The following is a 12,779-nucleotide window of genomic DNA, read 5'->3' as shown; positions in this document are numbered from 1 at the left end:
TACTCCATTTAACGCGCGACCCAACCCAGGGTCCGCTGCGCCAGCACGTCACGTGCCGGAATGAACAGTTCCATCGCCATCAGCCCGAGGTTGCGACCCGCAACTAACGGCGCCCAGCGATTGGCAAACAGGTGGACCAGGCCGTCGGTGACGCCAACGGTCGCCGCTCTGTCCCCCTCACGTCGTTTCTGGTAATGGCTCAGCACTGAGTATGCGCCACAATCCCGCTGTTCGCCCCACGCCTGCGCCAGCAGCTCAGCCAGGCTCATTACGTCGCGCAGGCCAAGGTTGAAGCCTTGCCCGGCGATGGGGTGCAGCGTCTGCGCGGCATTGCCGACCATGGCGACGCGATGGGAAACCGTCTGCGATGCGGTCGTCAGCGAAAGCGGATAAACCACCCGCTTGCCCGCGTGGGTGATACGCCCAAGCCGCCAGCCAAAGGCTTTTTGCAGCTCGGCACAAAAACGTTCGTCGGACCAGGAGAGCACCTCATCGGCCTTATCCTGCGCATGGCACCACACCAGCGAACAGCGTCCGTTCGACATCGGCAGCATGGCCAGCGGGCCGTGCTGCGTAAAGCGCTCAAAGGCCCTGCCGTTATGCGCGCCCGCCGTAGAGACGTTAGCGATGACCGCCACCTGGCCATAAGGCTGAGTGTGCCATTCAACGCCGCACTGCGTGGCGAGCGCAGAGCGTGAGCCATCCGCCGCCACCAGCAGCTGCCCCTCAAGCGTGGTACCGTTGTCCAGCGTCACGCTGACGGCCTCGTCACGGCGGCTAAATCCGGCAACGCGCGCCGGACAGTGCAGCGTAACGCCCGGCGCGTCCTGTAACAGACGGAACAGCCTCAGCCCCACGTCATGCAGCTCCACGACCTGCCCCAGCGCCGCTATCCGGTAGTCGTGCGCGTCCAGCGTCACGAACCCGGCATGACCGCGATCGCTGACGTGAACGGTGCGGATCGCCGTTGCGCAATCCGCTATCGCCTGCCAGATCCCGATGCGCGACAGCTGCTGGCAGGTTCCCTGCGCCAGCGCGATGGCGCGAGCATCGAAACCAGGATGGTCGCTCGCCTGCGGCGCAACCGCCTCGACGAGATGCACCGGAAGCTGGCCTTTGGTTAAGTGCGAAATGGCCAGCGCCAGGGTAGCGCCGGTCATGCCTCCGCCAACGATGATCACGCTCATACGCGTGCCGCCGCCATCAGCGCCTCGATCTCCTCGGCTTTTTTTACAACGGTCGCGGTCAGGTTTTCGTTACCGGTTTCGGTGATGACGATGTCGTCTTCGATACGAATGCCAATCCCGCGATACGGTTCCGGCACGTCGGCATCCGGCGCGATGTACAGCCCCGGCTCGACGGTCAGCACCATGCCAGGCTCCAGCAGGCGCGAACGGTCCTGACCGTATGCACCCACGTCATGCACGTCCAGCCCCAGCCAGTGGCTCAGGCCGTGCATAAAGTACGGGCGATGGGCGTTTTCAGCGATGAGGGCATCCACATCGCCTTGCAGAATGCCGAGCTTAACCAGCCCGGTAATCATGATGCGCACCACCTCACCCGTGACGTCCTGGATAGAGGTGCCCGGACGGAACAGCGTCAGCGCGGTCTCCAGAGACTCCAGCACGATGTCATAGATTTCGCGCTGCGCGGGCGTGAATTTGCCGTTTACCGGGAAGGTGCGGGTGATGTCCCCTGCATAACCCTGATATTCGCAACCGGCGTCAATCAGCACCAGATCGCCGTCGCGCAGCTCACTTTCGTTTTCGGTGTAGTGCAGGATGCAGCCGTTTTCCCCGCCGCCAACGATGGTGTTGTAGGACGGGAAGCGCGCGCCGTGGCGGTTAAATTCATGGTGAATTTCGCCTTCAAGCTGGTACTCGAACATGCCGGGACGGCACTTTTCCATGGCCCGGGTATGCGCCAGCGCGCTGATTTCGCCCGCGCGGCGCATCACGTTGAGTTCTTCTTCTGACTTGAACAGGCGCATCTCGTGCACCACCGGCCGCCAGTCGATGAGCGTAGCGGGCGCCGAGAGATTCTGCCTCGAGCCTTTACGCAGCTTGTCCAGCGCGGTGAAAACAATCTCATCCGCATAGGCATATTCGCCCTGCGCGTGGTAGAGCACGTCGAGCCCGTTGAGCAGCTGATAGAGCTGCTGGTTGATTTCACTGAAGGCCAGCGCGCGGTCAACGCCCAGCTTTTCCGGTGCCGCCTCTTGCCCCAGGCGACGGCCAAACCAGATTTCAGCCGTTAAATCGCGGACGCGGTTAAAAATCACGCTGTGGTTATGGGTGTCATTGCTCTTAATCAGCACCAGTACCGCTTCCGGCTCGTTGAAACCCGTGAAGTACCAGAAATCGCTGCTCTGGCGATAGGGGTATTCGCTGTCGGCGCTTCGCGTCACTTCCGGCGCAGCAAAAATCAGGGCAGCGCTTCCCGGCTGCATTGTGGCCAGCAGCGCCTGACGACGGCGAGAATATTCTTGACTGGAGATAACCATGACACCCTCCTGTGCGTTATTGTTCTTAATGTAATGTTGGCTTGCGAACTTCCGGCGCGGTCGGCTGCGAGCGCGTAAAGTTGTCGTGGCACAGCAGAGACGCCACGCGAACATACTCGATGATCTCTTCGAGAGACATCTCCAGCTCTTCCTGATCTTCGTCCTCGTCGTAACCAAGCTGGGCGATATTACGCAGATCGTCAATCGCCTCACCCGCTTCGCCGGTCACTTTATCAAGTTTAGGCTGGGTTACGCCGAGGCCAAGCAGATAGTGGTTTACCCAGCCCGCGAGCGCATCGGCGCGATCGAACACGCTGACGTCATCGCCTTCAGGCAGATAAAGCTGAAAAAGAAAGCCATCGTCTTCCAGGGAGTCGCTGGTTGCGGCGTGCATTTTACGCAGCGCTTCCGCCAGTTCGTGGCCAAACGCCAGCCCTTCGTTCGTGAGGTCGTGGATCAGCGGCTGCCATGAGCTGTCGCTGTTTCCGCCGCACAGTATGCCGCTGATCAGACCGTGCATTTCGGCAGGGGTTAAACCGACTCCCTGCTGGTTCAGTAACTGGCTTAAATCCTTGTAACCAGGCATTTCGTTCTGTATAGACATACGCATTCGTCATCAAAGGGAGGATATTCATGATATGCTACCACTTTGGACCCTGGTGATACCAGAAAAGGGCTTGTATCTTCACATCAGGGTAGCTATAGTGTCGCCCCTTCGCAGCCCACGGGGCAGTAAGCGAAGGCAGCGCAGTCAATCAGCAGGAAGGTGGCATGTCTGCACAACCCGTCGATCTCCAGATTTTTGGCCGTTCACTGCGAGTGAATTGTCCGCCTGAACAAAGGGATGCTTTGAATCAGGCTGCGGACGATTTGAATCAGCGGTTGCAAGATCTAAAAGAACGCACTAGAGTCACAAATACTGAGCAGCTGGTTTTCATCGCCGCGTTGAACATCAGCTATGAACTGACTCAGGAAAAAGCGAAGACCCGCGACTACGCGGCCAGCATGGAGCAGCGCATTAAAATGCTCCAGCAGACCATAGAACAGGCATTGCTTGATCAGGGTCGCAATCCCGAAAGACCGGGACCAAAGTTTGAATAACACTTCGCAGTTGACTATGGTAGAGTAACTGTGAAGACAAAATTTCTCTGAGATGTTCGCAAGCGGGCCAGTCCCCTGAGCCGATATTTCATACCACAAGAATGTGGCGCTCCATGGTTGGTGAGCATGCTCGGTTCGTCCGAGAAGCCTTAAAACTATGACGACACATTCACCTTGAACCAAGGGTTCAAGGGTTACAGCCTGCGGCGGCATCTCGGAGATTCCCTCTCTTTTCTTCTACCGACTACCATGACTCAATTCCCTGAAGTTTCTGCTTCACGCCAGGACATTCGTCAGCTCATTCGTCAACGCCGCCGCGCGTTAACCCCCGATCGGCAAGCGCATTTTGCCCAGCAGGCCGCCGCCCGTATGATGGCCTATCCGCCTGTGGTGATGGCAAACACGGTCGCGCTGTTTCTCTCGTTTGACGGCGAGCTGGATACCCAACCGCTTATCGACCAGCTCTGGCGCGCCGGAAAGCGAGTGTACCTGCCGGTGCTGCATCCGTTCAGCAAAGGCCATCTCCTGTTTTTGCACTACCATCCGCACAGCGAGCTGGTGGTAAATCGTCTGAAAATTACCGAACCCAGACTCGACGTGCGCGACGTGCTGCCGCTGGCTGAGCTGGACGTGCTGGTCGTGCCGCTGGTGGCGTTTGATGAGCAGGGTCAGCGATTAGGCATGGGCGGCGGGTTCTATGACAGAACGCTGCAAAACTGGCAGCAGTATGGCCTGCAGCCGGTGGGTTATGCGCATGACTGCCAGGCTGTAGAAGCCTTGCCCGTTGAGAAGTGGGATATTCCGCTCCCGGCGGTGGTGACGCCGTCGAAGCTGTGGGAGTGGAGGTAAAAGCAAAACGGTAACGCCAGTTACCGTTTTTGATATTTTCGCCCTCTCCCTGTGGGAGAGGGATGGGGTGAGGGCATCAAACCTCACATATCAGTAAAGCAGACGCGCGCGAATCGTTCCCGGAATGGTCTTCATGCTCTGCAGCGCTTTTTCCGCGATGTCTTCATCCGCTTCAATATCAATCACCACGTAACCCATCTGCGAGTTGGTTTGCAGATACTGTGCGGCAATGTTTACGCCCTGCTCGGCAAAGATCTGGTTGATGGCGGTCAGCACGCCCGGACGGTTCTCGTGGATGTGCAGCAGGCGGCGACCGCCGTGCAGCGGCAGAGACACCTCCGGGAAGTTCACCGCAGAGAGCGTTGAACCGTTATCGGAGTATTTGCTCAGCTTACCCGCCACTTCCAGGCCGATATTCTCCTGCGCTTCCTGAGTTGACCCACCGATGTGCGGCGTCAGGATCACGTTGTCGAACTCGCACAGCGGAGAGGTGAACGGATCGCTGTTGGTGGCAGGCTCCGTCGGGAATACGTCGATAGCCGCCCCCGCCAGATGCTTACGCTTCAGCGCATCGCACAGCGCAGGAATATCGACCACCGTGCCGCGCGCGGCGTTGATCAGCAGCGAGCCCGGCTTCATCAGCGCCAGCTCTTCCGCGCCCATCATGTTTTTGGTGGAGGCGTTTTCCGGCACGTGCAGGCTGACCACGTCGCTCATGTTCAGCAGGTCAGACAGATGCTGCACCTGCGTCGCGTTACCCAGCGGCAGCTTGCTTTCGATATCGTAGAAAAACACGTGCATACCGAGAGATTCCGCCAGAATACCGAGCTGCGTACCAATGTGGCCGTAACCGATAATCCCCAGCTTTTTACCACGCGCTTCGTAGGAGCCGGACGCCAGCTTGTTCCACACGCCGCGGTGTGCTTTGGCGTTAGCCTCCGGAATGCCGCGCAGCAGCAGCAGCAGCTCGCCAATGACCAGCTCCGCCACGGAACGGGTGTTGGAGAACGGGGCGTTAAAGACCGGGATACCGCGTTTTGCGGCAGCATTCAGGTCCACCTGGTTGGTGCCGATGCAGAAACAGCCGATCGCCACCAGCTTTTCCGCCGCGGCAATAACGTCTTCAGTCAGTTGGGTACGGGATCGCAGGCCAATGAAATGGGCATCACGGATGGACGCTTTCAGCTCTTCCGAGTCCAGCGCGCCTTTGTGAAATTCGATGTTGGTATAACCCGCCGCACGAAGGCTATCGAGCGCTTTCTGGTGCACGCCCTCGACCAGCAGGAATTTAATCTTGTCTTTCTCCAGTGATACCTTTGCCATTTACCCGACCCTGTTTTTATCTGAACTGATGTTGTGCTGGATATAAATCCCGTGCAGCCAACATATCAAAAAAAACTATTGCAGCAATATGAACGTTTGCGTCGGCACTCTGAAGAAAAGTCATACAGAGCAAAATGACAGAGGAAAATGCTGTGGAAATTTATGAACGTGGCAGGATCGGCAAAAGAGGCGGAAAAACGTGACACAAGTCACCGAATTTAGCGTTTCAAAATTTTTTTAGCGGGGGGAGAGCTCCCCCCGTCAGATCATTTTACGATGGTTTTCACGCCGTCAGCCGTGCCGATCAGCGCCACGTCCGCGCCACGGTTGGCAAATAGCCCTACGGTTACGACGCCCGGGATGCCGTTAATCGCATTCTCCAGCGCGATCGCGTCGAGGATCTCGAGACCGTGAACGTCGAGGATCACGTTGCCGTTATCGGTCACCACGCCCTGGCGGTATTCCGGACGGCCGCCCAGCTTCACCAGCGCGCGCGCCACGGCGCTGCGCGCCATAGGGATCACTTCAACCGGCAGCGGGAAATTACCCAGAATGTCGACCTGCTTGGAGGCGTCTGCGATGCAGATAAATTTGTCCGCTACGGAGGCGATGATCTTTTCACGGGTCAGCGCCGCGCCGCCGCCTTTGATCATCTGCATGTGGCCGTTGATTTCATCCGCGCCATCAACGTAAATCCCCAGACGATCCACTTCGTTGAGATCGAAAACGGTAATGCCGAGGCTTTTCAGCTTTTCCGTGGAAGCATCGGAGCTGGAAACCGCGCCCTCGATCTGCCCCTTCATCGTGCCGAGTGCATCGATAAAGTGTGCCGCCGTCGACCCCGTACCAACACCGACAATGGTACCCGGCTGTACGTACTGGAGAGCGGCCCATCCTACTGCTTTTTTCAGTTCATCCTGCGTCATGATCGTTATGCCTGTGGTGTGAAAACTCAGGGCGCATTATAGAACACGTCGAATGGATTTCGTCTGCCACGAAGGGAAAATTGTGTCATAGTGCAGATTAAGCAAAATTAAGGAGTCAGCCAGAGCAATGAAACGTCCGGACTACAGAACACTACAGGCACTTGATGCAGTTATTCGTGAACGCGGTTTTGAGCGCGCGGCGCAGAAGCTGTGCATCACCCAGTCCGCCGTATCACAGCGTATCAAACAGCTTGAAAACATGTTCGGACAGCCGCTGCTGGTGCGTACCGTGCCGCCGCGTCCAACGGAGCAAGGGCAAAAGCTCCTCGCCCTGCTGCGCCAGGTTGAACTGCTGGAAGACGAGTGGCTGGGCGATGAGCAGACCGGCTCTACGCCGCTACTGCTGTCGCTGGCGGTGAACGCCGACAGCCTGGCAACCTGGCTGCTGCCGGCTCTTGCGCCGGTGCTGGCCGACTCCCCGATCCGCCTGAATCTCCAGGTTGAAGATGAAACCCGTACCCAGGAGCGGCTGCGTCGCGGTGAAGTGGTTGGTGCCGTCAGTATCCAGCCTCAGGCGCTGCCAAGCTGCCTGGTCGATCAGCTGGGCGCGCTGGACTACCTGTTCGTAGGCTCTAAAGCCTTTGCCGAGCGCTACTTCCCGAACGGCGTGACCCGTGCCGCGCTGCTGAAAGCCCCTGCCGTCGCGTTTGACCATCTGGACGATATGCACCAGGCCTTCCTGCAGCAAAACTTCGACCTCCCACCGGGCAGCGTGCCGTGCCATATCGTCAATTCGTCCGAGGCCTTCGTGCAGCTGGCGCGTCAGGGAACCACCTGCTGCATGATCCCGCATTTGCAGATAGAGAAAGAGTTAAAAAGCGGTGAGCTGATTGACTTGACGCCGGGGCTGTATCAGCGCCGGATGCTGTACTGGCACCGTTTTGCGCCGGAAAGCCGCATGATGCGCAACGTCACCGACGCGCTGCTGGCGTTTGGGCATAAGGTGTTGAGGCAGGATTAATCGCTGAATTCCCTCTCCCTGTGGGAGAGGGTTTAGGTGAGGGCAAATTATTGCGCCTTAGCCGCCTCAGTTTGCTGAGGTTGAGTTGGCTCCAGCTGGAACACTACATCCACCTGATCGTCGAACTGAATGGTCGGCTGCTCATAGGTTTCCTGAGCGGATACCGGCGCGGCGTCAGCCTTCATCATCCGAACCATCGGGCTTGGCTGGTAGTTAGAGACGTGGTAACGCACGCTGTAAACCGGACCGAGCTTGCTCTTGAAGCCGGCTGCCAGCTGTTCCGCCTGATGAATCGCGTCGTTAATCGCCGCTTTACGCGCTTCGTCTTTGTATTTCTCCGGTTGCGCAACGCCCAGCGAGACGGAACGAATTTCGTTCAGCCCTGCCTTCAGCGCGCCGTCCAGCAGTGAGTTGAGCTTATCAAGCTGGCGCAGGGTCACTTCCACCGCACGCACGGCACGATAGCCTTTCAGAATGCTTTTGCCGTTCTGGTAGTCGTAATCCGGCTGGGTACGCAGGTTCGCAGAGCTTATATCTTTTTTAGCGATACCGTTCTGTTCCAGGAATGAGAGGTATTGCGCAACACGATCGTCTGCCTGTTTCTTGGCGGAAGCCGCATCTTTCGCAGCCACGTTCACTTCAATTGCCAGGGTTGCAACATCCGGTACCGCATCCACGCTTGCGGTGCCTGAAGTGACGATGTGCGGGCCGTTCGGCAGTTCATTCGCCTGCACCGACACCGAACCTAAACTTACTAATGCCGCCAGGGCCATCACCTTAAACTTCACTGTCATTCCTCCATGTTGCGAAGAGTGCCCCAACAACAGGGCTCATGCCAGCAAGCTTAGCGGGTCTTGTTCAGATGTCCATAAGACAAACGCTTAGTTGAACAATCCCTGTACATGATGAATGCCCTCTTTCGCCAGCTGGAAAGCAATAAACCACATCACCAGCCCTACCAGCGTATTAATGATGCGCTGCGCTTTGGCGGTACGCAGCCGCGGCGCCAGCCACGCCGCCAGGATCGCCAGGCCGAAGAACCAGAGAAAAGAGGCGCTGACCGTGCCGAGCGCAAACCAGCGCTTCGGCTCAACGTCCAGCTGGCCGCCCAGGCTGCCCAGCACCACAAACGTATCAAGATAAACGTGCGGGTTCAGCCAGGTCACGGCAAGCATGGTGGCGATTATTTTCCAGCGCCCCTGCTTCATCACCTCGGCGCTCGCCAGTTCAATACTGCTGCTCATGGCGGTTTTCAGGGCACCAAATCCGTACCAGAGCAGAAACGCCACGCCGCCCCAGGTAACCAGCGCCAGCAGCCACGGCGACTGCATCAGCAGGGCGCTGCCGCCAAAAATCCCGGCGCAAATCAGCAGCAGATCGCTCACCGCGCACAGCAGAGCAATCATCAGATGGTACTGGCGGCGAATGCCCTGATTCATCACGAACGCGTTTTGTGGGCCGAGAGGAAGGATCATGGCCGCGCCTAACGCAAGCCCCTGAAAATAATAAGATAACATGACATCGTTCTCGCAGAGTTGTTCCGGAAGCAGACTATACTGCGCGAACGTCATTAGAGGAAATTGATAATATTAATTGGGTATTAGGAGAACTAATTAAAAAAAAGCCCGGTGGCGCTAACGCTACCGGGCCTGAGGGAATGCGGATTACTCGGCTGCTTTTTCGCGCTTGAGGTTTACGTCCATCTGCGGGTACGGGAAGCTGATGCCGTTAGCGTCGAAGTCACGCTTGATGCGCTCCAGAACGTCCCAGTAAACGTTTTGCAGATCGCTGCTTTTGCTCCAGATGCGCACCACGAAGTTGATGGATGACGCGCCCAGCTCGTTCAGACGAACGGTCTGCTCGCGATCCTTCAGAATGCGATCGTCAGAAGCAATGATGTTGGTAATTAGCGACTTCACCTGCTCGATATCGGAATCGTATGCCACACCGATGATCAGCTCATTGCGGCGCACCGGTTCGCGGGAAAAGTTAATGATGTTGCCCGCGATGATTTTCCCGTTCGGGATCACCACAATACGACCATCGACGGTACGCAGGGTGGTAGAGAAAATCTGCACCTGCAACACGGTGCCGGCAATACCGCCCAGATCGACATATTCACCGGAGCGGAACGGACGGAAGGTCACCAGCAGTACGCCTGCCGCCAGGTTCGAAAGCGACCCCTGCAACGCCAGACCGATGGCCAGACCGGCCGCACCGAGCACTGCGATAACGGATGCAGTCTGCACGCCCACGCGGCCTAACGCCGCAATCAGCGTAAAGGCAATGATGCCGTAACGCACCAGCGCGGAGAGGAAGTCGGCCACCGTCGCATCAATATGACGAGCGAGCATGACACGATTAATTGCATTGGACACGACGCGCGCCACGATCATACCCACGATAACGATCGCGATTGCCGCGACGATATTTACCGCATAACTCAGCAGCAGCGCCTGGTTGCGCACCAGCCAGGTTCCCGCGTTGTTAATGCCATCTACTACACCGAGATCTTCCATTCATTTATCCTTATGCTAAACCAAACCACAAAATCCATCCCACATGGAGACAGGCAGGTCAGTAAAGGGTAAACAAAAAGCCAGGTATTGCCAAACAGATCACAAAACCAGGTGTTGCAGGATATTGAAAAAGCATAAAAAAAAGGCCCGCAGTTGCGGGCCTTCTGATGTGCTGTTAGCAGCTCAAATTACAGAACGTCGATGGCGTTCAGTTCTTTGAATGCCTGCTCCAGACGGGTCACCATGGACGTCTGCGCAGCGCGCAGCCATACGCGTGGATCGTAGTATTTCTTGTTCGGCTGGTCTTCGCCTTTCGGGTTGCCCAGCTGGCCCTGCAGGTAAGCTTCGTTGGTTTTGTAGTATTGCAGGATACCGTCCCAGGTCGCCCATTGGGTGTCGGTATCGATGTTCATTTTCACTACGCCGTAGCTTACGGAATCTTTGATTTCCTGAGCAGAAGAACCGGAACCGCCGTGGAAGACGAAGTTCAGGCTGTTGTGCGGCAGGTTGTGTTTCTTGGACACGTATTCCTGAGAATCACGCAGGATAGTTGGGGTCAGAACCACGTTACCTGGTTTGTAAACGCCGTGCACGTTACCGAAGGACGCTGCGATGGTGAAGCGCGGGCTGATTTTGCTCAGTTCGGTGTAAGCGTAATCAACGTCTTCTGGCTGGGTGTACAGAGCGGAAGCGTCCATGTGGCTGTTGTCCACGCCGTCTTCTTCACCGCCGGTGCAGCCCAGTTCGATTTCCAGGGTCATGCCCATTTTGGACATACGCGCCAGGTACTTAGAGCAGATCTCGATGTTCTCTTCCAGAGACTCTTCAGACAGGTCGATCATGTGAGAAGAGAACAGCGGCTTACCGGTTGCAGCGAAGTGTTTTTCACCCGCATCCAGCAGACCGTCGATCCACGGCAGCAGTTTCTTCGCGCAGTGGTCAGTGTGCAGGATAACCGGAACACCGTAGTGCTCAGCCATCTGGTGTACGTGGTGCGCACCAGAGATAGCGCCCAGGATTGCAGCACCCTGAGGAACGTCAGTTTTCACGCCTTTACCTGCGATGAACGCAGCGCCGCCGTTAGAGAACTGAACGATAACCGGTGCTTTCACTTTCGCAGCGGTTTCCAGTACGGCGTTGATGGAGTCGGTACCTACGCAGTTTACTGCTGGCAGAGCGAAGTTGTTTTCTTTAGCTACCTGGAACACTTTCTGTACGCCATCACCAGTGATAACGCCAGGTTTTACGAAATCAAAAATTTTAGACATGTTGCTTAGTCCTGTATCTTCGGCCGTTAGAAAAGGTGCGAGCTCTTATAAGCGCGCTGAAAATTGGGCAGGTTTCCCTGCCCCTGAATGGCTTACTTCTTAGCGCGCTCTTCGAGCATTGCTACTGCTGGCAGTACTTTGCCTTCCACGAATTCGAGGAATGCGCCGCCACCAGTGGAGATGTAGGAGATCTTGTCAGCGATACCGAACAGGTCGATAGCTGCCAGGGTGTCACCACCGCCTGCGATAGAGAACGCTTCGCTGTCTGCGATAGCGTTAGCAACGATTTCAGTCCCTTTGCGGAAGTTCGGGAATTCGAACACGCCAACTGGACCGTTCCACAGAATAGTTTTTGCGTTTTTCAGGATTTCAGCCAGTTTCTGTGCAGAAACGTCGCCCAGGTCCAGGATCTGCTCTTCATCTTTGATGTCGTTTACAGATTTCAGGGTCGCGGTAGCGGTTTCGGAGAACTCGGTCGCAACGCGAACGTCAGTTGGAACCGGGATATCACAGGTTCCCAGCAGACGTTTTGCTTCGTCAACCAGGTCAGCTTCGTACAGGGATTTACCCACGTTGTGGCCTTGAGCAGCAACGAAGGTGTTCGCGATACCACCGCCAACGATCAGCTGGTCAGCGATTTTGGACAGGGAATCCAGAACGGTCAGTTTGGTAGAAACTTTAGAACCGCCAACAATGGCGACCATTGGACGAGCAGGCTCTTTCAGCGCTTTGCCCAGTGCTTCCAGTTCGTCAGCCAGCAGAGGACCAGCACAAGCTACGTCAGCGAATTTACCGATACCGTGGGTAGACGCCTGAGCACGGTGAGCCGTACCGAATGCATCCATTACGAATACGTCACACAGTGCAGCGTATTTCCTGGACAGGGTTTCGTCGTCTTTCTTTTCGCCTTTGTTGAAGCGAACGTTTTCCAGAACAACCAGCTCGCCTTCGGCAACTTCAACGCCGTCCAGGTAATCTTTCACCAGGCGAACCGGGTTGGACAGTTTGTCTTTCAGGTAATTAACAACCGGCAGCAGAGAGAACTCTTCATTGTACTCGCCTTCAGTTGGACGGCCCAGGTGGGAGGTGACCATCACTTTAGCGCCCTGCTTCAGAGCCAGTTCAATGGTTGGCAGAGATGCACGAATACGCGCGTCGCTGGTCACTTTGCCATCTTTAACCGGTACGTTCAGATCGGCACGGATGAAAACGCGTTTACCTGCCAGATCCAGATCGGTCATCTTAATTACAGACATGGTGAATCCTCTC

Annotated in this window: 13 protein-coding genes and 1 other RNA gene; 4 read left to right on the top strand and 10 right to left on the bottom strand. The window is 56.6% G+C overall.

The genetic code is table 11. The annotated features are described in order from the left end of the window. Nucleotides 1–8: 8 nt before the first annotated feature. Genes ubiH through HWQ14_RS09175 form a run of 3 tightly spaced genes read right to left on the bottom strand, consistent with a single transcriptional unit; the run spans nt 9 to nt 3,107 of the window. Nucleotides 9–1,187 carry a 2-octaprenyl-6-methoxyphenyl hydroxylase gene (gene ubiH / locus HWQ14_RS09185; protein WP_176609533.1) on the bottom strand — a complete coding sequence of 393 codons (1,179 nt, stop codon included), beginning with the start codon at nt 1,185–1,187 and terminating at the stop codon, nt 9–11. Next, a complete protein-coding gene (gene pepP, locus HWQ14_RS09180) occupies nt 1,184–2,497 on the bottom strand; it encodes a Xaa-Pro aminopeptidase (RefSeq protein ID WP_176611176.1) in 1,314 nt (437 codons plus the stop codon). Before pepP ends, ubiH begins: the two co-directional genes overlap by 4 nt. 31 nt (nt 2,498–2,528) lie before the next feature. Next, nucleotides 2,529–3,107: a YecA family protein gene (locus tag HWQ14_RS09175; RefSeq protein WP_148418542.1), complete on the bottom strand. Its 579-nt coding sequence runs from the start codon at nt 3,105–3,107 to the stop codon at nt 2,529–2,531. 167 nt (nt 3,108–3,274) lie between these two features. Between HWQ14_RS09175 and zapA the strand changes: the two genes are divergently transcribed. The 3 genes from zapA to HWQ14_RS09160 all read left to right on the top strand — a co-directional run bounded on the left by zapA (nt 3,275) and on the right by HWQ14_RS09160 (nt 4,453). Then, on the top strand, nt 3,275–3,604 hold the full coding sequence (gene zapA, locus HWQ14_RS09170; RefSeq protein WP_006811891.1) for a cell division protein ZapA: 330 nt from the start codon (nt 3,275–3,277) through the stop codon (nt 3,602–3,604). A 41-nt stretch (nt 3,605–3,645) separates the two neighbouring features. Next, a non-coding RNA gene (ssrS, locus tag HWQ14_RS09165) (6S RNA) lies at nt 3,646–3,829 on the top strand. A 24-nt stretch (nt 3,830–3,853) separates the two neighbouring features. After that, nucleotides 3,854–4,453, top strand: a complete 600-nt coding sequence (locus HWQ14_RS09160) for a 5-formyltetrahydrofolate cyclo-ligase (RefSeq protein WP_148418541.1) — start codon at nt 3,854–3,856, stop codon at nt 4,451–4,453. A gap of 90 nt (nt 4,454–4,543) precedes the next feature. On the opposite strand, the gene serA is transcribed toward HWQ14_RS09160, so the two are convergent. Next, nucleotides 4,544–5,776, bottom strand: a complete 1,233-nt coding sequence (gene serA, locus HWQ14_RS09155; protein ID WP_148418540.1) for a phosphoglycerate dehydrogenase — start codon at nt 5,774–5,776, stop codon at nt 4,544–4,546. 266 nt (nt 5,777–6,042) lie between these two features. Next, nucleotides 6,043–6,702 carry a ribose-5-phosphate isomerase RpiA gene (gene rpiA / locus HWQ14_RS09150; protein ID WP_148418538.1) on the bottom strand — a complete coding sequence of 220 codons (660 nt, stop codon included), beginning with the start codon at nt 6,700–6,702 and terminating at the stop codon, nt 6,043–6,045. A gap of 127 nt (nt 6,703–6,829) precedes the next feature. Here rpiA and argP point away from each other — a divergent pair, with 127 nt between their 5' ends. After that, complete coding sequence (argP, locus tag HWQ14_RS09145) at nt 6,830–7,723, top strand: DNA-binding transcriptional regulator ArgP (RefSeq protein WP_003860089.1); 894 nt, start codon at nt 6,830–6,832, stop codon at nt 7,721–7,723. Between the two features lie 47 nt (nt 7,724–7,770). On the opposite strand, the gene HWQ14_RS09140 is transcribed toward argP, so the two are convergent. The 5 genes from HWQ14_RS09140 to pgk all read right to left on the bottom strand — a co-directional run bounded on the left by HWQ14_RS09140 (nt 7,771) and on the right by pgk (nt 12,766). Then, nucleotides 7,771–8,511: an oxidative stress defense protein gene (locus HWQ14_RS09140; RefSeq protein WP_176611175.1), complete on the bottom strand. Its 741-nt coding sequence runs from the start codon at nt 8,509–8,511 to the stop codon at nt 7,771–7,773. Between the two features lie 93 nt (nt 8,512–8,604). Beyond that, complete coding sequence (argO, locus tag HWQ14_RS09135; protein ID WP_148418537.1) at nt 8,605–9,240, bottom strand: arginine exporter ArgO; 636 nt, start codon at nt 9,238–9,240, stop codon at nt 8,605–8,607. Nucleotides 9,241–9,387: 147 nt separating this feature from the next. Beyond that, nucleotides 9,388–10,242, bottom strand: a complete 855-nt coding sequence (locus HWQ14_RS09130) for a small-conductance mechanosensitive channel MscS (RefSeq protein WP_148418536.1) — start codon at nt 10,240–10,242, stop codon at nt 9,388–9,390. Between the two features lie 188 nt (nt 10,243–10,430). Continuing rightward, complete coding sequence (gene fbaA, locus HWQ14_RS09125; protein WP_176609532.1) at nt 10,431–11,510, bottom strand: class II fructose-bisphosphate aldolase; 1,080 nt, start codon at nt 11,508–11,510, stop codon at nt 10,431–10,433. 92 nt (nt 11,511–11,602) lie between these two features. Continuing rightward, complete coding sequence (gene pgk / locus HWQ14_RS09120; RefSeq protein WP_176609531.1) at nt 11,603–12,766, bottom strand: phosphoglycerate kinase; 1,164 nt, start codon at nt 12,764–12,766, stop codon at nt 11,603–11,605. Nucleotides 12,767–12,779 lie beyond the last annotated feature (13 nt).

Origin of the sequence: Enterobacter cloacae (genome assembly GCF_013375935.1) — a bacterium.
In the GTDB taxonomy this organism is placed as follows: Bacteria; Pseudomonadota; Gammaproteobacteria; order Enterobacterales; family Enterobacteriaceae; genus Enterobacter; species Enterobacter pasteurii.
Note: the sequence above shows the minus strand (reverse complement) of the source record. Positions and strands in the feature narration are given on the sequence as shown.

What these genes read in the sequence shown, in the direction of transcription:
- rpiA (WP_148418538.1), bottom strand. Translation starts at nt 6,702, where the DNA reads ATGACGCAGGATGAACTGAAAAAAGCAGTAGGATGGGCCGCTCTCCAG.
- ubiH (WP_176609533.1), bottom strand. Translation starts at nt 1,187, where the DNA reads ATGAGCGTGATCATCGTTGGCGGAGGCATGACCGGCGCTACCCTGGCG.
- zapA (WP_006811891.1), top strand. Translation starts at nt 3,275, where the DNA reads ATGTCTGCACAACCCGTCGATCTCCAGATTTTTGGCCGTTCACTGCGA.
- serA (WP_148418540.1), bottom strand. Translation starts at nt 5,776, where the DNA reads ATGGCAAAGGTATCACTGGAGAAAGACAAGATTAAATTCCTGCTGGTC.
- HWQ14_RS09160 (WP_148418541.1), top strand. Translation starts at nt 3,854, where the DNA reads ATGACTCAATTCCCTGAAGTTTCTGCTTCACGCCAGGACATTCGTCAG.
- HWQ14_RS09175 (WP_148418542.1), bottom strand. Translation starts at nt 3,107, where the DNA reads ATGTCTATACAGAACGAAATGCCTGGTTACAAGGATTTAAGCCAGTTA.
- fbaA (WP_176609532.1), bottom strand. Translation starts at nt 11,510, where the DNA reads ATGTCTAAAATTTTTGATTTCGTAAAACCTGGCGTTATCACTGGTGAT.
- HWQ14_RS09130 (WP_148418536.1), bottom strand. Translation starts at nt 10,242, where the DNA reads ATGGAAGATCTCGGTGTAGTAGATGGCATTAACAACGCGGGAACCTGG.
- argP (WP_003860089.1), top strand. Translation starts at nt 6,830, where the DNA reads ATGAAACGTCCGGACTACAGAACACTACAGGCACTTGATGCAGTTATT.
- pgk (WP_176609531.1), bottom strand. Translation starts at nt 12,766, where the DNA reads ATGTCTGTAATTAAGATGACCGATCTGGATCTGGCAGGTAAACGCGTT.
- argO (WP_148418537.1), bottom strand. Translation starts at nt 9,240, where the DNA reads ATGTTATCTTATTATTTTCAGGGGCTTGCGTTAGGCGCGGCCATGATC.